The sequence below is a fragment of the uncultured Phyllobacterium sp. genome (assembly GCF_902479695.1).
Classification (GTDB): domain Bacteria; phylum Pseudomonadota; class Alphaproteobacteria; order Rhizobiales; family Rhizobiaceae; genus Phyllobacterium; species Phyllobacterium calauticae.
The window spans coordinates 65,444-90,891 of the sequence record NZ_CABSQF010000014.1; the positions used below are offsets into that span (position 1 = coordinate 65,444).

The 25,448-nt window shown below is 59.4% G+C and carries 22 protein-coding genes; 10 read left to right on the plus strand and 12 right to left on the minus strand.

Annotation, left to right across the window (positions count from 1 at the left end; genetic code table 11):
- Nucleotides 1-227: 227 nt before the first annotated feature.
- Nucleotides 228-524, minus strand: coding sequence for a BrnA antitoxin family protein (locus RDL77_RS10840; RefSeq protein ID WP_288192821.1), 297 nt, complete (start codon nucleotides 522-524; stop codon nucleotides 228-230).
- Nucleotides 517-792: a BrnT family toxin gene (locus tag RDL77_RS10845; RefSeq protein WP_223613832.1), complete on the minus strand. Its 276-nt coding sequence runs from the start codon at nucleotides 790-792 to the stop codon at nucleotides 517-519. Before RDL77_RS10845 ends, RDL77_RS10840 begins: the two co-directional genes overlap by 8 nt.
- A gap of 349 nt (nucleotides 793-1,141) precedes the next feature.
- Here RDL77_RS10845 and RDL77_RS10850 point away from each other — a divergent pair, with 349 nt between their 5' ends.
- Nucleotides 1,142-1,963, plus strand: coding sequence for a lytic transglycosylase domain-containing protein (locus RDL77_RS10850; protein ID WP_288192822.1), 822 nt, complete (start codon nucleotides 1,142-1,144; stop codon nucleotides 1,961-1,963).
- Nucleotides 1,964-2,023: 60 nt separating this feature from the next.
- On the opposite strand, the gene RDL77_RS10855 is transcribed toward RDL77_RS10850, so the two are convergent.
- The 4 genes from RDL77_RS10855 to RDL77_RS10870 all read right to left on the minus strand — a co-directional run bounded on the left by RDL77_RS10855 (nucleotide 2,024) and on the right by RDL77_RS10870 (nucleotide 4,625).
- On the minus strand, nucleotides 2,024-2,434 hold the full coding sequence (locus tag RDL77_RS10855) for a nuclear transport factor 2 family protein (protein ID WP_223613830.1): 411 nt from the start codon (nucleotides 2,432-2,434) through the stop codon (nucleotides 2,024-2,026).
- Between the two features lie 3 nt (nucleotides 2,435-2,437).
- On the minus strand, nucleotides 2,438-3,106 hold the full coding sequence (locus RDL77_RS10860; protein WP_223613829.1) for a carbonic anhydrase: 669 nt from the start codon (nucleotides 3,104-3,106) through the stop codon (nucleotides 2,438-2,440).
- A 146-nt stretch (nucleotides 3,107-3,252) separates the two neighbouring features.
- Entirely contained in the window at nucleotides 3,253-4,137 is an 885-nt protein-coding gene (gene pdxY / locus RDL77_RS10865) for a pyridoxal kinase PdxY (protein ID WP_223613828.1), read from the minus strand.
- Nucleotides 4,138-4,184: 47 nt separating this feature from the next.
- Nucleotides 4,185-4,625: a hypothetical protein gene (locus RDL77_RS10870; RefSeq protein ID WP_288192823.1), complete on the minus strand. Its 441-nt coding sequence runs from the start codon at nucleotides 4,623-4,625 to the stop codon at nucleotides 4,185-4,187.
- On the opposite strand from RDL77_RS10870, the gene RDL77_RS10875 reads away from it, so the two are divergent.
- The 5 genes from RDL77_RS10875 to RDL77_RS10895 all read left to right on the plus strand — a co-directional run bounded on the left by RDL77_RS10875 (nucleotide 4,585) and on the right by RDL77_RS10895 (nucleotide 13,029).
- A complete protein-coding gene (locus RDL77_RS10875) occupies nucleotides 4,585-5,205 on the plus strand; it encodes a LemA family protein (RefSeq protein WP_374042703.1) in 621 nt (206 codons plus the stop codon). The two genes, RDL77_RS10870 and RDL77_RS10875, sit on opposite strands and share 41 nt — an antisense overlap.
- Nucleotides 5,206-5,265: 60 nt before the next feature.
- Entirely contained in the window at nucleotides 5,266-6,081 is an 816-nt protein-coding gene (locus tag RDL77_RS10880) for a YgcG family protein (protein ID WP_288192849.1), read from the plus strand.
- Between the two features lie 8 nt (nucleotides 6,082-6,089).
- Nucleotides 6,090-6,722 carry a TPM domain-containing protein gene (locus RDL77_RS10885; RefSeq protein WP_223613826.1) on the plus strand — a complete coding sequence of 211 codons (633 nt, stop codon included), beginning with the start codon at nucleotides 6,090-6,092 and terminating at the stop codon, nucleotides 6,720-6,722.
- 107 nt (nucleotides 6,723-6,829) lie between these two features.
- Entirely contained in the window at nucleotides 6,830-11,623 is a 4,794-nt protein-coding gene (locus RDL77_RS10890) for an NAD-glutamate dehydrogenase (RefSeq protein WP_288192824.1), read from the plus strand.
- 38 nt (nucleotides 11,624-11,661) lie between these two features.
- The gene (locus RDL77_RS10895) at nucleotides 11,662-13,029 is read left to right on the plus strand and encodes an MFS transporter (RefSeq protein ID WP_288192825.1); all 1,368 of its coding nucleotides are present in this window, start codon (nucleotides 11,662-11,664) and stop codon (nucleotides 13,027-13,029) included.
- Here RDL77_RS10895 and purH read toward each other — a convergent pair.
- From purH to htpX, 4 genes are all read right to left on the minus strand, one after another.
- Entirely contained in the window at nucleotides 13,019-14,635 is a 1,617-nt protein-coding gene (purH, locus tag RDL77_RS10900; protein WP_288192826.1) for a bifunctional phosphoribosylaminoimidazolecarboxamide formyltransferase/IMP cyclohydrolase, read from the minus strand. The two genes, RDL77_RS10895 and purH, sit on opposite strands and share 11 nt — an antisense overlap.
- Before the next feature lie 126 nt (nucleotides 14,636-14,761).
- Entirely contained in the window at nucleotides 14,762-16,471 is a 1,710-nt protein-coding gene (locus RDL77_RS10905; protein WP_223613822.1) for a heparinase II/III family protein, read from the minus strand.
- Between the two features lie 185 nt (nucleotides 16,472-16,656).
- The gene (locus RDL77_RS10910) at nucleotides 16,657-18,036 is read right to left on the minus strand and encodes an RsmB/NOP family class I SAM-dependent RNA methyltransferase (protein WP_374042704.1); all 1,380 of its coding nucleotides are present in this window, start codon (nucleotides 18,034-18,036) and stop codon (nucleotides 16,657-16,659) included.
- Complete coding sequence (gene htpX / locus RDL77_RS10915) at nucleotides 18,033-19,004, minus strand: zinc metalloprotease HtpX (protein ID WP_288192828.1); 972 nt, start codon at nucleotides 19,002-19,004, stop codon at nucleotides 18,033-18,035. The genes RDL77_RS10910 and htpX overlap by 4 nt, the downstream gene beginning before the upstream one ends.
- Before the next feature lie 115 nt (nucleotides 19,005-19,119).
- Here htpX and RDL77_RS10920 point away from each other — a divergent pair, with 115 nt between their 5' ends.
- On the plus strand, nucleotides 19,120-19,353 hold the full coding sequence (locus RDL77_RS10920; RefSeq protein WP_223613819.1) for a DUF1674 domain-containing protein: 234 nt from the start codon (nucleotides 19,120-19,122) through the stop codon (nucleotides 19,351-19,353).
- 10 nt (nucleotides 19,354-19,363) lie between these two features.
- Here the strand turns inward: RDL77_RS10920 and RDL77_RS10925 are convergent, their stop codons facing one another.
- A complete protein-coding gene (locus RDL77_RS10925) occupies nucleotides 19,364-20,764 on the minus strand; it encodes an MATE family efflux transporter (RefSeq protein WP_288192829.1) in 1,401 nt (466 codons plus the stop codon).
- Between the two features lie 192 nt (nucleotides 20,765-20,956).
- Here RDL77_RS10925 and RDL77_RS10930 point away from each other — a divergent pair, with 192 nt between their 5' ends.
- The 3 genes from RDL77_RS10930 (at nucleotide 20,957) to RDL77_RS10940 (ending at nucleotide 23,160) form a co-directional block, all read left to right on the plus strand.
- Entirely contained in the window at nucleotides 20,957-21,271 is a 315-nt protein-coding gene (locus RDL77_RS10930; protein WP_223613817.1) for a type II toxin-antitoxin system RelE/ParE family toxin, read from the plus strand.
- Nucleotides 21,252-21,539 (plus strand): addiction module antidote protein, encoded by a 288-nt coding sequence (locus RDL77_RS10935; RefSeq protein ID WP_223613816.1) that lies wholly within the window; start codon nucleotides 21,252-21,254, stop codon nucleotides 21,537-21,539. The genes RDL77_RS10930 and RDL77_RS10935 overlap by 20 nt, the downstream gene beginning before the upstream one ends.
- A gap of 355 nt (nucleotides 21,540-21,894) precedes the next feature.
- Nucleotides 21,895-23,160, plus strand: coding sequence for a cyclopropane-fatty-acyl-phospholipid synthase family protein (locus tag RDL77_RS10940; RefSeq protein ID WP_223613815.1), 1,266 nt, complete (start codon nucleotides 21,895-21,897; stop codon nucleotides 23,158-23,160).
- A gap of 39 nt (nucleotides 23,161-23,199) precedes the next feature.
- Here the strand turns inward: RDL77_RS10940 and acs are convergent, their stop codons facing one another.
- A complete protein-coding gene (acs, locus tag RDL77_RS10945) occupies nucleotides 23,200-25,152 on the minus strand; it encodes an acetate--CoA ligase (protein WP_223613814.1) in 1,953 nt (650 codons plus the stop codon).
- Nucleotides 25,153-25,448 lie beyond the last annotated feature (296 nt).

Below are 25,448 nucleotides of genomic sequence, written 5' to 3' on the forward strand. Positions count from 1 at the left end.
TCCGGGAACCGTTTCCCCGAGAGGTAAGCATCCTCCGCGCCAAAGCCCATAGTTAAAATGCGGCTCAAAGCAAAATTGCACCCGAGGGCGCATCGCGCTGTCGGGTGTTGACCTCCGGGATCGTCGAACCCTTGCGGGGTCCCGGTCGGCTGCTCGGAGTTTGGAACTCGTCGCGGATTGATGTGCGGCTTAAACAGGAAATGCGGCTCAAAGTCAAGACAAGGGCATTAGGCGCGCTTTTTCAATCCTGCGGCTTCACGCAAGGCCTCGTCGATGCGGCTCTGCCAGCCGGGACCGCCGGAACGGAAATAATCGAGCACATCGGGGCTGAGACGGATGGAAACCGGCGTCTTGGTTGTCTCCGCGACCGGCCTGCCGGGCTTGCGCCTGCTCAATTCGGTAACGAGAACTGTATCGGGATCCTCCAGCGCAGCCTTGGTCAGCGCGGCATCTTCTTCGGGAGTAATCTTATCCAAAGCCGCTTGAATGCGTGCTCTGTGTGCGGCGCGTTGTTTCTCAGTCATATTCGTTTGCATATCTTTTGATCTCAGTGGTTGTCGATCGACGCAAGGAGATAACTCTAATCTGGTCACCACGTTCGGTATAAACAAGCGTAAAAAGGGTATGTCCGATGAAGCCTATCGCCACGATTCGCTCTTCTGCGTAGTTTTCCCGATCGTCCAAGCTTTCCAAAGCCGTGCTGAACTGAAATCGCTTTGCAAGTTCGAAATCCACGCCATGTTTGCGCAAATTGCTCCTGGCCTTTTCGTCATTCCATTCGAATTTACGCATGAAAACCGCTGCAGTCAATAATTAATGTATATACAAAAATATGAGTGGCTGGTCCGGAAAATTGCAGCCATTTTACAATGAAAGCGGAGCGATGCTGCTTATCAATACGTCTAACGCCGGCCGCCGAATCAGGTTGTATGTAGCAATTCTAGGTTGTGACGAGTCCAGTGCTTCTGGGCTCGCTCACGGTCTTCAAAATGCCTTCGAATAGCGTCAAAAGCCCGAAACCGGGTCAAAATAAACGGAATTGGCGCGGTTTCGCCAAATGTCGCCGGATTCTGCCAGATGACAGCGGATCAGAAAAATGGCAGATAGGTTCAAAGAAGATTCAACTTTTAAGGAGATTTCCATGGCATTTGTTGCCAAAGCCAGGTTTTTTGCAGGAGTCGCCGCAGCGGTTTTTCTGACTGCGGGTGCGGCGCAGGCCGCCGCCCAGTGCGGCAACAACTCCGCCGGATTTCCGGCATGGGTTCAGCAGTTCAAGCAGGAAGCCCAGTCGCAAGGGATCGGCAGCAAAGGCCTCAGCGCGCTCAACAACGTGACCTATTCCACGAAGACGATCGCGCTGGATCGCAATCAGAAGAGCTTCAAGTACTCGCTCGAAAAGTTCCTGCAGGTTCGCGGCGGACAGACGATCGTCTCGCGCGGCAAGAAGCAGAAGGCGCAGAATGCGGCGCTCTTTGCCAGCATCGAAAAGCGTTATGGCGTGCCAGCCGGCCCGATCATTGCCATCTGGGGCATGGAAACGGGCTTTGGCGCCTATATGGGTGACCAGCACACACTGTCCGCCGTATCGACGCTTGCTTATGACTGCCGTCGCAGCGACTACTTCCGCCAGCAGCTTTATGCGGCTTTGAAGCTGATCGATCATGGTGATCTGGCACCCGATGCGCGCGGTGCGTTGCACGGCGAAATCGGCCAGACCCAGTTCATGCCCGCCAACGTGCTGAAGTACGGTGTTGATGGTGATAGCAGCGGTCACATCGACATGGTGCGCTCCAAGGCCGATGCCCTGGCATCCACTGCAAATTTCCTGGTTGGTCATGGCTGGCAGCGGGGCGCCGGCTATCAGCAGGGCGAGCCGAATTTCGCAGCGATTCAGGGTTGGAATGCCGCCACGGTTTACCAGCAGGCGATTGCGATCATGGGTGCGCAGATCGACGGCAAATAAAGCCTTTTTTCCGCTCTATCACGTTCAAGAGGCCGGTGTGTTCGCACCGGCCTTTTGTTTTTAGAAGCCTTCACAGGTCTCGCCGATGGCGCCTTGGGCACTGGCGCTGATCTTGCCATCACGGAAGCTGAATATCTCACGTGTATAGGTGGTGTTTTCGGGGAATTCGTAGCAGACGAGCATGGTCATCCTGCCGTTCTCCATCCCCTCAAGCCGATGCTTCACCTTGGTGTCTTTTGCCGCACTCTCCCATTCGGTGAGCGAAGCGAGGAATTCGCTTTTGTTCAGTTCGACTTCCTGGTCTTCCAGCACAATTGTTGCATCATCCGTCAGAAGATCGGCGAATTCGGCCCGGTCAACCGTTGCAAGCGCCTTGTACCAGCGCTCGACAAGAATCTCTGGTGCATCCTCGGCAAGCGAAGGCACCACGAGGCTGAAAAGCAGCGCGACGGCGATCACCAGTTTCCGCATGGGCTACTGTCCCGGCTGCAGGTCGACCAGTTCAGGGTCCGGGCGCAGGAAATCCCCGGTTTCAGGGTTCATCACCCAAAGCTCGCCGGTCGAGATATCGAACCAGGCACCATGCAGGGTGAGGCGTCCCTTCTTTTCCAGGATATCGACACAGGGAAAGCTGCGCAGGTTCCTTAGGGAGTAACGGATGGAAATGCGCTCCAGCGCGGTCTGGCGTTCGAACGGGGTCATCAGCTCGTTGGCGGCGACCGCTTCGGCGGCGGGGGCCACGAGGCTCATCCATTTGCCGATGAAGTCACCGGGTGAAAGCGGCTTGCTTTCCGTATCGAGCGCCGCCTTGATGCCGCCGCAACGGCCATGCCCCAGAACGACGATATTTTTCACCTTGAGGCTTTGCACGGCAAATTCGAGCGCGGCCGACGTCGCGTGGTACTCGCCGTCCGGCTCATAGGGCGGCACCAGATTGGCGACATTGCGGATGACGAAAATCTCGCCGGGGCTGGTGTCGAAAATGATTTCGGGGGCGGCGCGGGAGTCGCAGCAGGCGATTACCAGCGTTTCAGGGGTCTGGCCTTGTTCGGCCAATTGGCGGTAGCGCAGGGTTTCATTGGCATAACGCTGCGCCATGAAGGTGCGATAACCGGTGAGCAGTCTCTCAGGAAGCATGGTCATGATGGTGCATTAATCCCGATTGAAGGTAAGATCAATTGGTCTTGTGTCGGTAGACGCAATGCTGAAATGCGAGACCCCAGAATAGGGCCATTTCACGGCATGTCACCGGAATTGCGGAACCACGCCCCGTGTCGAAACGGCGCAGGTCAGGCCCGGATGCCTTTGCTCGGGTGCGTAAGGCGGCGCATCTGGATCATCGCCATCGGACTGGACAGGCTGGAAGCATCCGCTTCCAGCATCAATTCGTCGGCGCCGCGCTTGGCCGAACGCGCCATGATCTCAAAGACCGACGCGGTGGTCCGCTGCAAAATCTGCTCGTGGTCGAGGCCAGCCAGCATGCGCGCCAGGAAGAGTGCCGACGTCAGGTCGCCGAGCCCGTTCGTCGGGCCGGTGACAAGGCGGTGCTCTGCCAGCATGGCGAAGGAATGGGTGACCAGAAGATTGCCCGTGCCGCCAGCCAGCATCGGATGGGCCGAGGTTACCAGCATCGTGCCGGGACCGGCATGCAGCGCCGCCTGCATGATCGACTTGTTGTCGGGAAGGTCGGCTCCGGCGAGCCAGGCCAATTCGAAACGGTTGGGCGTGGAGATATCGGCGAGAGGCATCAGCTCATCGCGAATACCGATGGCCGTGGCTTCGGGAACATAAAGGCCTTTCGTGTCGCCGATCACGGGATCGCAGAGGTAAAGCACATCCTTGTTCTGGCTTTTGACCTTCTTGACGAGGCGGGCGACGGATGCCGCCTGTGCGGCATTGCCGAGATACCCGGTCATGATGGCGCGCACTTCGCCCAACCACGGCGCGCGCTCCAGATCGGCGATCAGATCGTCGAACTGCTGGGGTTCCGGTACAATGCGCTTGGCTGGCCCGTGCCCGGGATGCCATGGCAAGACGACCGTGGGTACTGCCCAGACCGGATGTCCGAGAGTCTCAAGCGCAAACACCGCAGCACGGTTGCCAACGGAACCGCGCACCACGTGGCTTGAAATGACGATGACTGCATTGGAGGAGGGAGCAACAGAACCGGTCATGGGAATACTCGTAAAGGAGTTCGGAAAAGCGGGATGAGTGCGCAGACTCAGCTTTTGCCGGTAACAGAACTGATCAACCAGATAAACATGGCGAGCAATACAAGCAATCCCAGAAACCGGCCGATGCGTGTCCCCCAGATTTCTATCGGATCGCTGGCATCGGCATCTTGCGCGGTGAAATGCCCCTTGGTTCTGGCAACTGTGCGGTCGATCACGGTTCCGCTGCCGGCATTGGACTCGTGGTTGACGCGTTCCAGAATCCGCGCCGATTCTGTTACAGTCTGACGTTCTTTGTCATTGGCAGCCATGGCGATTCCGCTTGATCCCTGTTGCAAGGCAGCATAGCGCTTTGCCAGTTCCTTTTGCAGCAAAAAATGGCTACGCTCAGCCTGCTTCGTTCCAAAACGGCCAACTGGGCAGGAAAATGAGTGTTGAGGAGAGGGTTTTATGCAGAAAATGGCGTCGTCGTCCGGCTTTTTGCCACGCAATGTTTTTTCGGTTCTTGCGCTTGCCATCCTCATGCCGCTGCTTTCCGCATGCGGCTTCAATACGATTCCAACCAATGAAGAGCAGGCCAAGGCCGCATGGAGCGAGGTGCTCAACCAGTATCAGCGCCGTGCGGACCTGATCCCGAATCTGGTCGAAACCGTCAAAGGTTATGCGGCTCAGGAAAAGGACGTGCTGACATCCGTGGTCGAGGCACGCGCCAAGGCAACGTCGGTGCAGGTGACACCTGATACGCTGAAGGACCCCAATGCCTTCAAGGCGTTCCAGGACAATCAGGCCAATCTCACCGGTGCCCTGTCGCGGCTTCTGGCGGTTGTCGAAAACTATCCCGACCTCAAATCCAACCAGAACTTCCTGGCACTGCAATCGCAGCTGGAAGGCACGGAAAACCGCATAGCCGTTGCCCGCCGTGATTATATCGAGGCGGTGCGCGTTTATAACACCTCGCTGAGAACCATGCCGACGATCATCTGGACGTGGATCTGGTACACCGGCAGCCAGCCCTATCAAACCTTCACCATCGACGATTCCGCCAAGCAGACGCCTCAAGTCAAATTCTAGGCTTTCAGAATGCGCACCATGCGCCAAAGCGCGGTCAATACGATGCGACGTCCCATCTTGATGCGGATTTGGCATGGTCTGCTGTTGATTCCGGTTCTGCTTGGGCTGTTGCTGGGCGGCGCCTTTGCGGCTGCGCTGCCAGCCCTGACGGGACGCGTGGTCGACGGTGCAAATGTCATCGATGCGGCAACGCGGGATGCCATCACCCAGAAGCTGGCGGCATTCGAGGCGAAGTCATCCGACCAAGTCGTCGTCGTGACGGTTCCAAGCCTTGATGGAGAGGCGATCGAGCCTTATTCCAACCGGCTTTATCGTGCCTGGGCGCTTGGCCAGAAGCAGGAAAACAACGGTGTCCTTCTGGTCGTTGCTCCCAGTGACCGCAAGGTGCGTATCGAGGTCGGCTATGGGCTGGAAGGAACGCTGACGGATCTGTTGTCCAGGCTGATCATCGAGAACGCCATTATTCCGGGCTTCCGTTCGGGCGACTATTCCGGCGGCATAGCGCGCGGGGTCGACGATATATTGACCGTGCTCTCCGGCGATTCAGCCGAACTCCAGGCACGGGCCAAGCGGAATATCCAGAAGGAGTCCTCCAACATCGACTGGTTCGGGGTGATTTTCATCTCGATCTGGGTGCTGATCTTCTTCGGTGGGTTCGGCATGGCGATCATGGCTTCGGTTTTCGGCCAGAAGATCGGGCCCGGCCGTTACAAATGGCTTGGCATGACCATTGATACACGATCCTCCTCGGGCGGCGGTTCCGGTGGAGGATGGTCATCGGGTGGTGGCGGTTGGTCTTCCGGCGGTGGCGGAGGCGGCGGCTTTTCCGGCGGCGGCGGTTCGTCGGGCGGCGGCGGCGCTTCGGGAAGTTGGTAGGAGAGAGCATGTCAATGATGAGCGACGAGGATCACGCCCGCATTGCCGAGGCGATCCGTGATGCGGAAAGCCGGACCAGCGGCGAAATCTACGCGGTACTCGCCCGCCGCAGCGACAGCTATTTCTTCGTCGCCGGTTTTGTGGTCACCGTTGCCATCCTCATTGCAGCCGTCGTGGTTGCACTGGCGGCACACTGGTACTGGTTCACGATTTCACTGCCGCTGTTCGGTCTGGCCATTCTCGCAGCGTTTCTCACCGCTATCCTGCTGATCCGGCTGGTGCCGGGCCTTGGCATGCTGTTCGTGCCCAAGCGCATTCTCTATCAGCGCGCGCACCTCAATGCGGTTCAGCAATTCCTGGCGCGCAATGTTCACCTGACGGAAAAGCGCACCGGCATTCTGCTCTTCGTGTCCCTGGCCGAGCACTATGCGGAAGTCGTGGCAGATGCGGGCATCAATGCGCGTGTGCCGCAGGAGGAATGGAACGGCATTGTCGCAATCCTGACAAACCATGCGGCGCTGGATGATCATGCCTCCGGCTTTCTCAAGGCCATTCGGCATGCGGGGCAATTGCTTGAAACACACTTTCCGGCAGGTCCCGACAACGTCAATGAGCTCGATGACCATCTGGTGGAACTGTAGCCTGTCCAAATGTCATGCGAATTTTACCTCCGACGTGCAGTTTGCAGTCGAAAATGCAATTTCAGTGGCTATGATGAGCCAAAATGCCTGTTCAGGGAGAGAATCTGATGGCTTCAACAACAAAATCGGGCGCGAAAGCCGCTCTGAAATCAAAAACAGCAAAAGCCACGAAAGAAAAGAAGCAAGCACCCGGTTTGTTTGAAGAACTGCTGTTTGCGCGGGCGCCGGCAGAAGACCTTGCTGACTACGATGCAGGGGCGCTGAGAACGTCTGCCAGGCTTGCCGAGGATGCACTGAGCCGGTTCAAATCGGGAAAGCCCCTGATCGACCTTTCCGATGGCAGCACCGTCTCTCGTGATGGCAGGCCGGTTACGGTCGTCACCCTGATCAACGATAACATGCCCTTCCTGCTCGACTCGGTTCTGGGCGAGATCAGCGAACGGGTTAGCTCGGTCTATCTGGTGCTGCATCCGGTGATGGACGTGGACCGGAAAAGCGGCGCGGTTATCGGTGCTGCAGGACCCGACAAACCGGGCAAGGATGAAGCCCGCGTCTCCGTGATGCAGATTCATGTGCCGGCATTGGATGCACCCGTGCGTGAAATCATGGTTGAAGCGCTCAATCTCGTGCTCAAGCAGGTGCGCGAAGCGGTGAATGACCGCGCCGCCATGGTTGCGCGTCTCGGCGATGCGATCGAAGCCTACAAGACCGGCAAGACGCCGATGAAGAAAGCCGCCGCCGAAGAGGCGGTCGAATTCCTCGAATGGCTGCGCGACAACAATTTCACCTTCCTCGGCGTGCGCGAATACGATTATCAGGGCGACGGCAGCCAGGGCGAACTGGAGCGGTCGGGCAAACCCGGTCTTGGCATTCTGCGTGATCCCGATGTGCGCGTGCTCAAGCGCGGCAACCAGGGCGTGACGACCACGCCGCAGATCATCGCGTTCCTCACCGGTCCCGAGCCGCTGATCGTCACCAAGGCGAACACCAAGTCGCTGGTGCATCGCCGCGGCTACATGGATTACATCGGCGTCAAGACCTATGATGCCGATGGCAAGGTGAGCGGCGAATTGCGCTTCGTCGGCCTATTCACCTCCGGGGCCTATACGCGTTCCGTGCTGAAGATCCCCTATCTGCGTTCGAAGACGGAAAGCGTCATCAGCCGCCTCGGATTCAACCGCGAGGATCACTCGGGCAAGCAGCTGATCAAGGTACTCGAGAGCTATCCGCGCGACGATCTTTTCCAGATCGACGTCAAGACACTGACCCGCAATGCCGAGATCATTTTGGCCCTGGGCGAGCGCCCGCGTGTGCGTGTCCTGCCGCGCATCGATCCTTTCGGCCGGTTTGCTTCCATCATCGTCTACGTGCCGCGCGAACGTTACGATTCCATCGTACGCGAAAAGGTTGGTTCCTATCTCGCGGCAACCTATGAGGGACATGTTTCCGCCTATTATCCGGCATTTCCGGAAGGCAATCTGGCGCGTGTTCATTTCATCATCGGCCATGCGGAGAATGACTTCCCCAAGGTCAAGCGCGAGGCTTTGGAAGAAACCGTCCGGTCGATTGTCCGCACCTGGGAAGACGCAGTCGCCGAAGTTGGCGACCGCAGCGGCCTGGCGGAGTTCTCGTCGCTCGCCGCGGTATTCCCCGATTCCTACCGCGAAAACTTTTCGCCGGATGAAGCGCTGATCGATGCCAGCCGGATTGCCGGACTGTCGCGGACCAATCCGCTGTTTGTTGATTTCTACCGTCACCGGACCGATGGCGCCAATGCGGCGTCGCTGAAAATCTATCACTACGGCTCGGCTGTCGCCCTGTCCCAGCGCGTGCCGCTGCTCGAGAACATGGGCTTCCGCGTGATCAGCGAGCAGACGTTTGCCTTGCCTGCTGCCGATGGCAGCCCGCTTTTCGTGCATGACATGGAATTGGTCAGCACATCCGGGTCCTCCATCGATCTCAGGGACAATGGCGACCTGTTCGAAGATGTGTTCCGCAACATATGGGGCGGCGCTTCCGACAATGACGGCTACAATGCGCTCGCATTGACAGGGCAGTTGACGGCACGCCAGATCATCATCCTGCGCGCCTATGGCCGTTATCTGCAACAGGCCGGTATTCCCTATTCGCAGGATTACATCGCCATTGCGCTCAACCGCTACCCGGCGATTGCCAAGCAATTGTTCGATCTGTTCGAGCAGCGGCTCAATCCGAAAAAGGGTGCGTCGACGCAATCGCACCGCAAACAGGCAACGATTCGCGCTGCCATCGAAGAGGCACTGCAGGGTGTGCCAAGCCTTGACGATGACCGCATCCTGCGCCGTTTCCTCAATCTGATCGAATCGACATTGCGCACCAATGCCTTTGCGCCGGAAGAGGATGGCAGCGAACGTGTGACGCTGGCCTTCAAGCTCGACCCGCGCGCGCTGGATGATCTTCCGGAGCCACGGCCCTATCGCGAAATCTTTGTCTATGGCCCCGAAGTCGAGGGCGTCCACCTGCGCTTTGGTCCGGTCGCCCGCGGCGGGCTGCGCTGGTCGGACCGGGCACAGGATTACCGCACGGAAGTGCTGGGCCTCGTCAAGGCACAGCAGGTCAAGAATGCCGTCATCGTGCCGGTTGGCGCCAAGGGCGGGTTCTATCCGAAGCGCCTGCCGACAGGCGGCGACCGCAACGTGATCTTCGAAGCGGGGCGTTCGGCCTACATCACCTTCATCGCGACGCTGTTGTCGGTGACCGACAACCTGCACGGTGAAACCGTTGTGCCGCCGGAAAATATCCTGCGGCTGGACGGGGACGATCCCTATTTCGTCGTGGCTGCCGACAAGGGCACGGCGACGTTCTCCGACACCGCCAATGCCATCAGCCAAGCACATGATTTCTGGCTGGACGATGCCTTTGCGTCGGGCGGTTCGGCCGGCTACGACCACAAGAAGATGGGCATTACCGCTCGCGGTGCCTGGGAAGCCGTGAAACGGCATTTCCGTGAAATCGGCACGGATATCCAGAAAGTACCGTTTGTGGCGGTTGGCGTCGGCGACATGTCCGGCGACGTCTTCGGCAATGGCATGTTGCTGTCACCGCAGACGAAACTCGTTGCCGCGTTTGACCACCGCGATATCTTCATTGATCCGGAGCCCGACGTCAAAGCCAGCCTGAAGGAGCGGCAGCGCCTGTTCAACCTGCCGCGTTCGAGCTGGCAGGACTATGACAAGTCGAAGATTTCGGCTGGCGGCGGCGTGTTCTCCCGTTCGCAGAAGTCGATTACCCTGTCGAAGGAAGCCGCCAAGGTGATCGGCCTTGCCAAGACCACGGCAACGCCGTTCGAAATCATGACGGCCATCCTGAAAGCACCGGTCGATCTCCTGTGGTTCGGTGGCATCGGCACCTATATCCGCTCCAGCTTCGAGACGGATGCCGAAGTGGGCGACCGCGCCAATGACGCCATCCGCATCACCGGGCTTGATGTGCGGGCCAAGGTGATCGGTGAGGGTGCCAATCTTGGCGTGACGCAGAAGGCGCGCATCGAATTCGGTCTCGCCGGTGGGCGCTGCAATTCCGACGCCATCGACAATTCGGCCGGCGTGAACACCTCTGACGTCGAGGTTAACATCAAGATTGCCCTTGCGCAGGCCATGCGTTCGGGAAAACTGCAGCGCGACAAGCGCGATACGCTGCTCGAATCGATGACGGACGAAGTAGGACATCTCGTCCTGCGCAACAATTATCTGCAGACGCTGGCACTGTCGCTGGCGCAGCGGCGCGGGTTGACCGATCTTGCCTATCAGTCGCGGTTCATGAGCGAACTGGAAGCCCGGAAGCTGTTGAACCGCAAGGTGGAAACCCTGCCGGATGACAAGGCGTTGGCCGAAAGGCAGGCTGATGGCATAGCACTCAGCCGCGCCGAACTCGGTGTCCTGCTCGCCTATGCCAAGATCGTGCTGTCCGACCAACTGCTGGCCAGCAACCTGCCGGATGATCCCTATCTGGAACGTGGATTGCTCGATTACTTCCCGAAGCAGATGAAGGAAGGCTACGGCGAGGAAATCCGCACGCATCGTCTGCGTCGGGAAATCATTGCGACCCAACTCGCCAATGATGCCATCAACCGCGGCGGCCCGACCTTTGTCAGCCGTCTTGCCGATCTGACGGGGCAGTCGGCACCGGATATCGTCCGGGCCTATGTGATCGTGCGTGACGGTTTTGAGGTTGATGGGCTGTTCGCCGATATCGATGCGCTCGACAATGCCCTGCCGGGTGACGTGCAGAACGGCTTTTACGCCAAAGTGGCGCAGATGCTCAACTGGACAACGGCGTGGGTCCTGCGCAACCGGACCGGCGGCATCGGCCTGGAGGCGGCAATCAAGGAAATCAAGTCGGCCCGCAGCACGCTGCAGCCCAAACTGGAGAAGCTGCTGCCGCTGTCCATGAGCAGCCAGCTGCGCGACGATACGGCCTATTACGCCGGACAAGGTGCACCTGCGGCCTTGGCGGCTCAGCTCGCCCGGCTGGAAATCGCGCCGATCATTCCGGATATCGCTGCCGTCGCCCAACAGGCCGGTACCGACATTGCCAGTGCGGCCAAGGCGTATTTCGATATTTCCGAAGCGTTCCGCATCGGCCGTATCGTCGAAGCGGCGCGAGGTGTTTCCGTCGCGGACTACTATGACGGCATCGCGCTGGCACGTGCATCCGACCTGATCTCGCAAGCGCGGCGCGGTATTGCCGTGGCGGCACTCAGCGAGCACGGCAAGAAGTCCGATCCGGCCAAGGAATGGCTGGCCGGACGCGGCACGCAGGTCGATGAAGTGCGTCAGCGTATGGCGAATATCGTCGAGGGCGGGGACCTCACGGTCTCGCGTCTCGCCGTTGCCGCCGGATTGCTTTCCGACCTGTCCTAGAACAGGCTGGGGGGACCGGATCAGGGGAAGGAAACGACATGGCTGCGTCTAAACGGGGCATCTGGGGATGGATGCTCTTCGACTGGGCGGCGCAGCCATTCTTCACCGTCGTCACGACCTTCATCTTCGGTCCCTATTTTGTTGCGCGGATGGCGAGTGATCCCGCCATCGGCCAGGCCGCCTGGGGCTATGGCATAGCCATATCAGGCCTCGTCATTGCTGTGCTGTCACCCGTCCTCGGGTCGATTGCCGATCAGACCGGCGCGCGCAAGCCGTGGATCGGCTTCTTTGCCGTCATCCAGATCATTGCCCTGTCGATGCTGTGGTTCGCCGCGCCGGGTTCAAGTCTCATTGCTCCGCTGCTCTTCTTTTCCCTGGCGTCGATTGCCGCGGAATTCTCCATCGTTTTCAACGACTCGATGATGCCGCGGCTGGTGCCGGAAAAGGATATCGGGCGTATTTCCAACATGGCGTGGGGACTCGGTTATCTCGGCGGCATGATTGTGCTGATCTTTGTCGTCGCCTTCATGGCCGGCTCGCCGGAAACCGGAAAAACCATGCTGGGATGGCAACCGATCCTGGGGCTTGATCCCGCTGCAGGCGAGGGCGACCGCGCAACCGGACCTCTGTCAGCACTGTGGTATCTGGTTTTCGTGCTGCCGATGTTCCTGTTTACGCCCGACAGCGCAAGGGGTCTGCCCATCGGCAAGGCGGTGCGCGGGGGGCTTGCGGAGTTGAAATCCACCATTGGCGAGGTGCGCCGGCGCCCGGGCATCTTCCGCTTTCTCATCGCCCGCATGATTTACCAGGATGGCGTCAACGCCCTGATCGCCCTTGGCGGGGCATTTGCCGCGATCATGTTCGGTTGGGCAACCGTGGAGATCGGCATCTACGGCATCATCCTGAATGTCGTTGCGATTTTCGGCTGCCTTGCCGCGAGCTGGCTCGATACGCGGATCGGCTCGAAGGCGGTGGTGGTGATCTCGCTGCTGCTATTGACTGTCGCGGCCGTCGGCATCGTGTCGACTGGGCCCGGCTACACACTGTTTGGATTGTTGCCGCTGACCGGCGCCGATACGGGCGGGCTGTTCAAGACACCCGCCGAGAAGGCCTTCATCGTGTTCGGGCTTCTCATCGGGCTTGCCTTCGGCCCGGTGCAGGCATCGTCGCGGTCCTACATGGCCCGCAGCGTGTCGATCGACGAAGCGGGCCGCTATTTCGGCATCTATGCCCTGTCGGGGCGGGCAACGAGTTTTCTCGCGCCATTTATGGTTGCCACTGTGACAGCGCTGAGCGGATCGCCACGCCTCGGCATGGCGATGATCATCGTCTTCCTGCTGGCCGGACTGGCTGTCCTGTTGCGAACACCCTATCCGGCCGCAATTCCGGCAAGGCTCAGTGCCTGAAATGGCGCATGCCGGTGAACACCATGGCAATGCCGTGTTCATCGGCTGCAGCGATAACGTCCTCGTCCCGCATGGAACCACCGGGCTGGATGACGGCCGTGGCTCCGGCGGCGACCGCTGACAGCAATCCGTCGGCGAAGGGGAAGAACGCGTCGGAGGCGACGACCGAGCCTTTGGTCAGGGGTGTCGCCAATCCGGCGGCTTCAGCAGCATCTTCCGCCTTGCGGGCGGCAATACGTGCGGAATCAACGCGGCTCATCTGACCGGCGCCGATACCGACTGCCGCGCCATCCTTCACATAGACGATGGCATTGGATTTGACATGCTTGGCGATGCGGAAGGCGAGCTTCAGGTCGGTCATTTCCTGTTCGGTTGGCGCGCGTTTGGTCACGACCTTCAGATCGAGATCGTCGACCACGCCGCTGTCGCGTGACTGGACGAGAATGCCGCCGGCAACAGTCTTTGCGGTGATACCGGATGCACGCGGATCGGGCAGGCCGCCGGTGACGAGCAGGCGAAGGTTTTTCTTGGCGGCAACGATTGCCTGGGCTTCCGGTGTTGCATCCGGCGCGATGATCACTTCGGTGAAGGTCTTGACGATTTCTTCCGCCGCATCCGCATCGAGTGTCTTGTTGAGCGCGACAATGCCGCCGAAGGCCGAAACGGGATCGCAGGCCAGCGCCTTGAGATAGGCTTCCTTCAGTGTCGCGCCCTCGGCCACGCCGCAGGGGTTGGCATGCTTGATGATGGCGACAGCGGATGTGCGGGCTGGATCGAACTCGGCAACCAGTTCGAAGGCTGCGTCGGTATCGTTGATGTTGTTGTAGGAAAGCTGCTTGCCCTGCAGCTGGGTTGCCGTGGCAACGCCCGGACGCTTTTCCCCGGTGAGATAAAAGCCGGCGGACTGATGCGGGTTTTCACCGTAGCGCATGACGGAATGCAGGTGGCCGCCGATGGCCCGGCGCGATGGCGTCTCGGTCATCAGCGCTTCGGCGAACCAGCCCGAAATGGCCGCATCATAGGTTGCCGTGCGGGCATAGGCCTTGGCGGCAAGGCTCTGGCGGAAGGAATAGGGCAGTGATCCATCGTGCTTGTCGAGCATGGCAATCACCATCTCGTAATCGCCTGTATCGGTGACCACGCCGACATAGGCATGGTTCTTTGCCGCCGCCCGGATCATGGCCGGTCCGCCGATGTCGATGTTCTCGACGATATTGGCGTAGTCGGCACCGGAATGGCGAACCTCTTCAAAGGGGTAGAGGTTGATGACAGCCAGATCGATGGCGCCGATGCCGTGCGCCTGCATGGCATCGGCATGTTCCGGATCGTCGCGCACCGCCAACAGGCCGCCATGCACCTTGGGGTGCAGGGTCTTGACGCGGCCATCCATGATCTCGGGAAAATTGGTAACCTCGGAAACATCAATGACCGGAATGCCTTCTGCCGCAATGGTCTTGGATGTTCCGCCGGTCGACAGTATTTCGATACCGTGCCGGTGCAGCGCATGGGCGAGGGCTGTCAGGCCCGCCTTGTCGGAAACCGAAATGAGCGCACGCTTGACGGGATGAAGGTTCGGGGCGGGAATGGATTTTGCAGTGACGGCCATGGGAGAATTCGTCCTCAGCGGGAAAGTTTGGGGGATTTGGACAGCCGGTTAGCACAGGCAGCCAAGGAATCCTACTTCCGATCGCATATTCAGACGATTTGGGGCGGTTTTCCCCACCACAAGGGGTCAGCCATAGGCGCCGAGGGATGTCCGGGTGAATTGCCATTCCACTTCCGGCAGTTGCGCCGCACTCAGCGAAAGCGTGATCTGGCGCGTTTTGACCGGCCCGCGGAACCCGGCGAAGAACAGCGAGTCTTCGATGAAGGGCTGAACGGTGGCGGAAAACATCCAGATATCGTCATTGTCCACCTGCAGGATGATCAGGCCGTTATCATCGACACTGACATTGACCGCCGGATGGAGATGAAAGCGGATGACCACATTTTCGCGGCCGGTCCCGCGCAGCGGATTGCGGCCGGCGGCAAAGAAACTGTCGATGCCCTCGATGACACTGCCGTTGTGCGACAGGACGATCTGGCGTTCGTGGTAGATGCCGAATGGCCGGACATAGCCATTGTGGTTGGCGACGAAACCAACGGCCCCCGGCCGTTCGATCCGCTCGACATTGACCTTTGTCGGGCCGGCGATGATCGGCGTGCCGATCATGGTGGAAAGCCCGGAGGTCGCGCTGAAACGGCATGACGAGGTGTCATTGATCGTCGCGGTGGAATGCGCAGCGGTGGAGCGCGCCAGCGGGCGGAATTCTTCCGGGCCGTAGCGGTCGACACCGGCATTGACGATGTAGCGATTGCGCCCGGATGACATTTCGAAAGACAGGCACCCGGCATGGGCGTCGCGCGACGCGGTGACCGGCGGTGCAAGGCCGGTATCGGCAATGATGGTGGTCGAATCCATCGAGAGCCGCTCATAACCCGAATGCAGCGCATGGGTCAGGGGCAGGCCGCCAATATCGTCATGGCGCAGAACGGCGATGACACGTTCGGGCATCGTCGCGCCGACGCCGTTGAAGAGGGCCAGGTTGCCGTCGTGATGGCGGAAGAAACGCAACGCGGGCAGCATGCGCTCGATGGCTTCCATCAGCGCCTTCGGCGGTGCCTCGGTGCCACTGGCATAGGTCTGGCGCAGGGGAAGAAGGTCGGCCAGAAGCTCGAGCACCGTCAGCGGATTGCGGGAGATATGCCCGCCATCCGGCAGGATCTGGTGAATGAGCTCAAACTCGAGATTGCGACGGGCCGAGCGCGCCGTATTGGATGAAACGGGCAGCGCCAGCGCGGCAAAGGCAAGCGCAATGCGGGCGCGCAGTTTCTCTTCGCCATCGTCCATTACGGCGGCCATGGTCCTCAGATAACGCACCTGGGTGGCGAGCGAACGCATGAATTGCCGGTATGCGCGCAGGTCTGCACCCGCCAGGATGAGGCTGGAATGCTGGAGCCAGGCGATAATGCGCTGGGCTGTGACCTCGGGAGCCCAGGCAGGGCCGCCGATCGAGCGGCCGTGGGTCGCTATCCAGTCGCTGAGCAGGGCGCGGGCATTGGCTGTTGCAAGCTCGGTGCCGGAAGCACGCATATGGCGCAGCCAGCCGAAATTGTGCAGCGCCGCCTGCCAGGCGGCATTGGGTGGCTCGACGATGAAGGGCGAGCGCCCGCCGGTTTCAACCACCCGGCCGGCAAGGGCAAAGCGGCCATGGTAAAATTCTTCTGCAAGCTGCGGGTCGGCTGGGCGCAAATCCTGCGGTGCAATGAGCACGCGTTCGGGGGTGAACCCGGTGAAACGCCAGCGAAACAGTGGCCCCATGCGCAAGCGCCTGCGAAAACGGCGCCACAATTGCGCAGTCGCAAGTCCCCAAAGTTGCGGTGTTTCGCTAAAAGCGACCATCTCGCGGCATTTCCTCGCTTCGCCGCATTCCGGCGCACTTCAGTCTGCTGTTACGCATGTTCGCGAAACATGTCCCGCATGGCGGAATCCTGTCCCGGCTCCCTGAAATCATTGCTTTGGTTTCAACCCATCGACGACAAATCGGGACTATGCAACCAAAACAGTTAAAATTTTAGTATTTGATTTTAATCTTTCCGGCGAAAACGTGCAGCGAAGAAACCATCCATGCCTGAGAGGGCCGGATCATCGTTGGCAAGGTCAGCCGGTGTGGAACGCACATAGCCCTCCGGGGTGATCAGCTCGGCAAGTCCGCCCACCTCGTCCTTGCTTACGGGCAGCAATTCGATGGACGGATTCTTGGCCAGAAGATCGTTGGCAACCTTTTCGCCTTCCAGCGGATCGAGCGAGCAGTTGGAAAAGACCACGACGCCGCCGGGTTTCACCAGTGTAACAGCATGATCGAGCAGCTTGGCCTGAAGCGTTGCCAGCTTCTGGATATCGGCCGGCGACTTCGTCCACGGAACGTCGGGATGGCGCCGCACGGTGCCGGTGGAGGAGCAGGGCGCATCGAGCAGAACCGCGTCGAACGGCTCGGCTGGAGTATAGGCGGTGAGATTGGCTTCCACGGTTTCCGCCGCGAGCTGCAGGCGCTCAAGGTTGGATCGTAGGCGTTTCAACCGATTGGCCGACAGGTCAAGCGCCGTGACATGCGCGCCGGCCTGCGCCAATTGCGCGGTCTTACCGCCGGGAGCGGCACAAAGGTCGGCAACACGCTTTCCCTTGATGTCACCGAAGAGTTTTGCAGGAAGGCTAGCTGCCGTATCCTGCACCCACCAGTCGCCTTCTGCAAAGCCTGGAAGGCTGGTCAGCGCACCATCGACCTGGGCGATGCGCACCGACCCGGTCGGGAGGGCAATGCCGCCAAGGCGCTCCGCCCATTCCTGCGGATCACCCTTGACGGTGAGGTCAATGGGCGGTTCCTTGCTCTGAATATCCAGAATAGCCTTGGCTTTTTCCTTGCCATAGGCGGCGATCAGGCCATCTTCGAACCACGCCGGTACGTTGCTCGCATTCGAAACGAGAGTGTCTCGCTCGCGCGACAGGCGGCGCAGCACGGCATTGACCATCGAAGCGAAACGGCGGTTGCGTGGATCGTTGTTGGCGGCGGTCACCGCCAGATCGACAGCGGCCCGATCAGGGATATCGAGATAGAGAATCTGTGCGGCGGCCACGTGCAGCAAGTGACGCAGGGCAACGGCGTTTTCGGGCAGCGGCCGGTCGATCAGCTGACCGATGGCTGCTTCAATGGCGCCGCGATTGCGCAGGGCAGCACCGAGAATAGCGCGAACCAGCGACCGGTCGCGGTCGTCAAGCGCCATGTATTGCGGATGACCGTTGCTGTTGTCGGTAAGGCCGTCCAGCGAGGTCTGCTTTTCAATCACGGCACCCAGCAGCCGGGTTGCGCATTGGCGCGCCGCCAGCCCCGGCCGGTCTTCGGCCTCGTGGTAATTTGAGGTGCTGTTCTTCTTGCCGAATGGCCGCTTTCTCTCCTGTCCCGCGCTCATGCCCATGGGCCTTTACGCGAGGAACCGTCACGGCCCCAGGGGGACGGCGTCTCGTCCTGAGGCTCCTCCTGTGCGGGAGCAGCCGGTGTCGCCATTGGCTGTGGTGCGGCAGGACGCTGGCGAAACTCTTCCACCATGGCCTGCAAGGCCGCGATACGGTTTTCGGTGCTCGGATGGGTGGAGAACAAATTGTCAGCTCCTTGGCCGCTCAATGGATTGATGATGAAGAGCGACGCGGAGGCCGGGTTGCGCTCGGCTTCCTCGTTGACGATCTCCTTGGCGCCGCGGGCAATCTTGTTGAGTGCGGAGGCGAGCCACAGCGGGTTGCCGCAAATCTCAGCGCCGCGCCGGTCCGCCGAGTATTCCCGCGTCCGGCTGATGGCCATCTGCACGATCATGGCGGCGAACGGCGCAACGATCATGGCAACGAGAACGCCGATGAAACCGAGGGGATTGTTGTTGTTGCGATTGCCACCGCCAAAGAACATGGCAAAATTGCCAAGCATGGAGATTGCTCCGGCGAGGGTGGCTGTGACGGTCATGGTCAGGGTATCGCGGTGCTCGACATGCGCCAGCTCGTGCGCCATGACCGCTGCAACCTCGTTCGGTGACAGGCGATGCAGCAGTCCGGTAGACGCGGCCACCGCGGCGTTCTGCGGATTGCGTCCCGTGGCGAAAGCATTCGGCTGATCATTTTCGATGAGATAGACCCGTGGCATGGGCAAGCCAGCGCGCGCGGCGAGATCGCGCACGATGCCGAAATATTCCGGGGCGTTGTTCTGGTCGACTTCGACGGCGTTGTACATCCGCAGGACCATCTTGTCGGAGTTCCAGTAGCTGAAGAGATTCATGCCTGTCGCAACGACGAGGGCAATCAGCATGCCGCCGGTGCCGCCAATGAGAAAACCGACGCCCATAAACAAGGCGGTCATGAAGGCGAGCAGCATTCCAGTGCGCATTACATTCATGGTGTCATTCCCCGCATTGTGAACATTTCACGTATCAAGATCATTCCTTTTGTTCGACATCTTCCGGTATATGATGGTGTTTCACACAGCAAGCTTCAATGATGGACAGACCAGAATGACCAGCGACCAGACATCGGAGACGCCGCAGGCCGAGACCGGCGAGCAGCCGTCAGGTAAGCCTTTCGATCAACTGCCGCCTGCCGCACAGCGCGCATTGCTGGAAGCTGAGGCGCGCCGCAAGGCCGAGGAACAACAAGCCGGCCAGCCGCGGGAGATCGGTGGGCGCGGCGGCAAGGATCCCGCCCGCTTCGGCGATTGGGAAATCAAGGGCCGCACCATCGATTTCTGATCCCGCCGGCCTAGTGCCGGATGATTTCGATGCCCAGTTTTTCCCGCCGCAGCCAACGGCTCATCAGCAGAATGGCGGCGGCAGCCAGGCCGGACAGCAGGCCGAGCCAGATGCCTGCACCTTCCAGCTTCAGCCAGAAACCGAAGGCGACCGAGAGCGGCAGGCCGATGCCCCAATAGGCAATGGCCGCATAGATCATCGGTATTGTCGTGTCATGCAGGCCGCGCAGCATGCCGCTGGCAACGGCCTGCCCGCCGTCAAAAATCTGAAAAAGCGCGGCAAAGGCCAGAAACGACACTGCGAGGGATACGACCGGCGCATTGGCCGGATCGCTGACGTCGATGAATGCGCGGATGAGCTGGTGTGGCGCCAGGAGCATGAGCAGCGCTGTCAGAACCATGAAGCCTGTGCCGGCTGCAAACGCCACCCAGCCCGCCCGCTTGATACCATCCCGGTCCTGTGCACCGTAGGCCCTGCCAATGCGCACCGTGGCGGCCTGGCCAAAGCCCATGGGCACCATGAAGCTGATCGACGCGATCTGGATGGCAATGGCATGGGCGGCAAGGGAATCGGGCCCGATAATGCCCATCAGAAAGGCGGCCGCGTTGAAAATGGTCACTTCAAAGCTGAGGATCGCTGCAATGGGAAGGCCGAGGCGCAGCAGTTCGCGATAGCGGGCCCAGTCGGCGCGCCAGAACCGGCCAAACAGGCGGTAGCGGCGAAACTGCCGGTCGCGCAAAACGACAATGACAAGACCGATGAACATCAGCGCGGAGGAAAGCGTCGTGGCAATGCCCGAGCCAACGATGCCGAGTTTGGGGAACCCGAAATGGCCGAAGATCAGGCACCAGTTTGCCAGGGCATTGAACATCACGGCGAGGACGGCGATCACCAGCGCCCAGCCTGGACGCTCGAGTGCTGCCAGGAATGAACGGACGACGATGTAGCAATAGAACGGCAGGGCTGCCCATTGCAGGGCCCTGACATAGGCGCCTGCTTCGGCTGCAAGCGCCGGATCCTGCCCCATGGCCGTCAGGATCGATTGGGTGTTCCACAGGACAAGCCAGATGGGAATGGAGATCGTCACCGCAATCCACAGGCCCTGGCGCACGGTGCGGCGGATTTCCCGTACGGTGTGTTTGTTACGGCCAAGCTCGCGCGCCATCATCGGCGATGTCGCCAGCATGAGACCAAGGCCAAAGATCATCGGAACATAATAGAGATTGGTACCAAGCGCCCCTGCGGCCAGCGTGTGCGCGCTGACCCAGCCCATCATCATGACGTCGGTTGCCGTCATGGCGGTCTGAGCCAGGTTGGTGAGAATCATCGGCCAGCTTAAGGACAGCATTGCAATGATTTCGTCACGCCATGCACGCTTCGGTGCTGCGTTTGGGGTCGAGAGGGCGGACATCGTGGGTCTTTCCGAGGGAATTGCCTCGTATAGAGGCAGAGTGCACCATTTTCAGGCAGAAATCTTGGTATCATCAATTTTGGAAAGAGCAAAGTGCATCACGGATACAATCTGGCGTTGGTTTCATTTGGAATGTCATCCGATTAATACTTGGAGGAATTGACATATTGTAATTTAAAAAATACATTTTTAATGCAGATCAAACAGACGGACACCTATCGGAGATGGGAGCGGACGCTTAGAGACGACAGGGCAAGAGCTGCGATTGCTGCCCGGCTGTTCCGTTTGGCCAATGGTCTGGTTGGTGATGTTTTGTCAGTCGGACAGGGCGTCTGCGAGTTGCGCATTCACTACGGACCCGGCTATCGCGTTTATTTCAAACGGCACAATTCCGAGATTGTCATTCTCTTGTGCGGTGGGAACAAGAGCACGCAACAGCAGGACATACGCAATGCAAAACTGTTGGCTGCAGAATGGAAAGACGACAATGGCGACAAAGCTTTATGATTATGATCCAGCAGAGGCTTTGAAATCGGACGATGCAATCGAAGTGTTCCTGGCCGATGCGTTTGAAACCGGCGATGCAGGTCATATTGCAAAAGCGCTGGGTGTCGTGGCGCGCGCCAAGGGGATGACGAGCATTGCCCGTGCAACCGGCTTGGCGCGTGAACAACTGTACAGGTCTTTGAGCGAGGACGGGAATCCGACGCTTGAAACGACCATTGCCGTCATGAAGGCGATCGGTTTCCGGATTACAGGAAAACGTGCTGCCTGAACGGAAAGGGCCACTCCGAAGAGTGGCCCCGCAATTCCGTCTGGCACAAAGCTGTCGTTTGGCCTTCTTACCCCTGGACTAGCCAGGGTTGCTTATTCAACGGAGAGACGATCCCCGATGGAAAGCATCAGACGCCTTGTGGCAGTTTGCGAAATCACGAGACATCGGATCACCTCCTTTTCTTTCGTTGAACACAAATTGAGAATGGGGTCTGCCGCGTCAGGTTTCAAGGGAAAATTTTCAATCGCCGTTTTCAGCTGCCCGTGAAAGTGCGTTGCCAGCCGGAAACGAAGCGCATAGGTTCTGCCGGACCTCCGGCAGCAGTGTGCCGGAGCCTATGATTTGGAGTTGTTGCATGGCGGCACAAGAAAGCGCGGCGCGGATCATCCGCACAGTCCTACACATGCTGGAGCCGCAATTTGCCGTCGAGCTATGGAATGGCGAGCGTATCGGCGACATGGACGGCCCGGTGCTTGCGATCAACGATCCGATGGCCGTGCGCCGTCTGGCGCTGAAACCCAACATCGGATCGATCGTCGAGCTGTGGATTTCCGGCCAGATCGACGTGAAGAACGGCACGCTGTTCGACCTGGTCGAGCGTGGGCCCAAGGGCAGGTTCAAGCAGAAGCTCAAGACCCTGCCCAAATGGCAATTGCTGAAGGACGTGCCGGCTTTGCTGCTCGGCGGCCGCGGGACGGATGCTTCGGGCGTCGATGGACAGAAGCCTTTCGTCAGCGGCTCCGACAAGGCGGCCATTACCCACCACTATGATGTCTCGAATGAATTCTACCAGCTCTTCCTCGACGAGCGCATGGTCTATACCTGTGCCTACTTCACCGATTGGGCCAACAGCCTCGATCAGGCGCAGGAAGCCAAGCTAGATCTGATCTGCCGCAAGTTGCGCTTGAAGCCTGGCGAAAAACTGCTGGATATCGGCTGCGGCTGGGGTGCGATGCTGATCCATGCGGCCAAGCATTACGGCATCACCGGAACCGGCGTGTCGCTTTCGGAAGCCCAGACTGCGCTTGCCCGCGAACGGATCAAGGCAGAGGGTCTGGAAGACAAGATCACGATTCACGTGAAATCCTACGAACACCTTGACGAGGAGTTCGACAAGATTTCATCGATCGGCATGTTCGAACATGTCGGCATCGCCAATTACGATACATATTTTTCCAGCGTGCATCGTCTGCTGCGACCGGGTGGCCTTTACCTTCATCACGCCATCACCCGTCGCATGAAGCGCAACAAGAAGACGTTCGGCCGCAAGAGTGCCGAGCATCTGGCGCTGGTGAAATACATCTTCCCGGGCGGTGAACTCGACCATCTCGGCATGACCATTGAAAATCTCGAGGGGTATGGTTTCGAGGTTCACGACGTGGAAAACCTGCGCGAGCACTATGGCCGGACCTGCCGTCTCTGGGCCGATCGCCTGCATGCCCGCTTTGACGAGGCGATTGCCGAAGTCGGTGCGCCAAAAGCCCGGCTCTGGCTGCTCTACCTGACCGGCTGCGCGCTGGCGTTCGAGCGCGGGACCGTACAGATCAACCAGACGCTCGCATCCAAACGCAAGCGCGGGATTTCCGCCGTGCCGCAGACAAGGGCCGATCTCTATCGTTAGAGACCGGCTCTTGTTCGGGTTTTTGTAGCGGGTTGCCGCTCAGCCCTTCTTGTTCTGCCGGTTGGCGATCAGGTCATCGACAACAGCCGGATCGGCCAGTGTCGACGTATCGCCCAGCGAGCCGAAATCGTCCTCGGCGATCTTGCGCAGGATGCGGCGCATGATCTTGCCCGAGCGCGTCTTGGGCAGGCCCGGTGCAAACTGGATCTTGTCCGGGGAGGCAATCGGCCCGATTTCCTTGCGCACATGCGCAACAAGTTCCTTGCGCAACTCATCAGTGCCTTCTAGTCCGGCCATCAGCGTGACATAGCAATAGATGCCCTGTCCCTTCAGGTCATGGGGATAACCGACCACGGCCGCTTCCGAAACCGTGTCATGGGAGACCAGAGCCGATTCCACTTCGGCGGTGCCCATGCGGTGACCCGACACGTTGAGCACGTCGTCGACACGGCCGGTGATCCAGTAATAGCCATCCTTGTCGCGGCGGCAGCCATCCCCGGTGAAATACTTGCCCTTGTAGGTGGAGAAGTAAGCCTCGATGAAGCGCTTGTGATCACCGTAAAGCGTGCGCATCTGTCCCGGCCACGAGTCGGTGATGCAGAGATTGCCGTCGGCTGCACCTTCCAGCACATCACCTTCATTGTCGACCAGCTGTGGCTGCACGCCGAAGAACGGGCGCGTGGCGGAACCCGGTTTCAAGTCGGTGGCACCCGGCAGCGGCGTGATGAGAATACCGCCGGTTTCCGTCTGCCACCAGGTATCGACGATGGGCGAGCGCTTGTCGCCGACCACCTGATAGTACCATTCCCAGGCTTCCGGATTGATCGGTTCGCCAACCGAACCAAGGATGCGCAGCGATTTGCGCGAGGTCTTCTTGACCGGCTCATCACCGGCGCTCATCAGCGCACGAATGGCAGTTGGGGCGGTGTAGAAGATGTTGACCTTGTGCTTGTCGATGACTTCCCAGAAGCGCGAATTGGTGGGGTAGTTGGGAACACCTTCGAACATCAGGGTTGTGGCGCCGTTGGCAAGCGGGCCGTAGACGATATAGGAGTGGCCGGTGACCCAGCCCACGTCGGCCGTGCACCAGTAGATATCACCGTCGTGATAGTCGAAGACATACTGGTGCGTCATCGAGGCATAGACGAGATAGCCGCCTGTCGTGTGCAGCACACCTTTCGGCTTGCCGGTGGAGCCCGATGTGTAAAGGATGAACAGCGGATCCTCGGCCTTCATCTTTTCCGGCTTGCACTCGGGCTTCACGCTGAGAATTTCCTCGTGATACCAGAGGTCGCGGTTGGGCGCCCAGCTGGTCTTGCCACCCGTGCGGCGGACAACCAGCACGTTCTTCACCATCACATAATTCTTGGCAGCGATGTCGATGGCCTTGTCTGTATTGTCCTTCAGCGGAATCGGCTTGCCGCCGCGCATGCCTTCATCGGCCGTGATGACGAAGGTGGATTCGCAATCGATGATGCGGCCGGCAAGCGCATCGGGCGAGAAACCGCCGAAAACGACGGAGTGGACAGCGCCGATACGCGCGCAGGCGAGCATGGCGTAGGTGGCTTCGACGATCATCGGCATATAGATCGTCACGCGGTCGCCCTTCTTGACGCCGTGCTTCTTCAGCACATTGGCAAGACGGCAGACCTGCTCATACAACTCGTTGTAGGTGACTTTCTTGTCGAGATAGGGATTGTCGCCCTCCCAGATGATGGCGACCTGGTCGCCGCGCTTCTTCAGGTGCCGGTCGATGCAATTGTAAGAGACATTGGTCTGGCCGTCTTCGAACCATTTGATCGCGACCTTGCCCTCGAAGGAGGTGTTCTTGACCTTGGTATAGGGTTTGAACCAGTCGATGCGCTTGCCGTGCTTGGCCCAGAACTTCTCCGGATCCTTGATGCTCTGCTTGTACCAGGCGAGATATGTTTCATTGTCGATAAGCGCGTTCTTCTTCGCGCTTGGCAGCACGGGGTAGACCTTCTCGGACATCAATTTCCTCCAAACCTGAGCTGACGGGCCTCCACCCGGATGCCTCCCGGGGAGAGAGGCGCATGGCGTTCATTATCACCATGCAAATCGATGCGTAAATACAACAAATGCCCCGGAGGGAACGGCGTTCCGTCGCACACAAACCGCTACGCGTCGTAATATTACGTTACATTTTGTTATGGGGCGTGATCCATTTTGGACACATTTTGCCTTAGACCGTCTCTGCCTTGACTTGGGAGGATAATGTCGGCGCGCCGTGTGGACTGAAGAGCGTGCGCCCAATCAAGGACTGATGG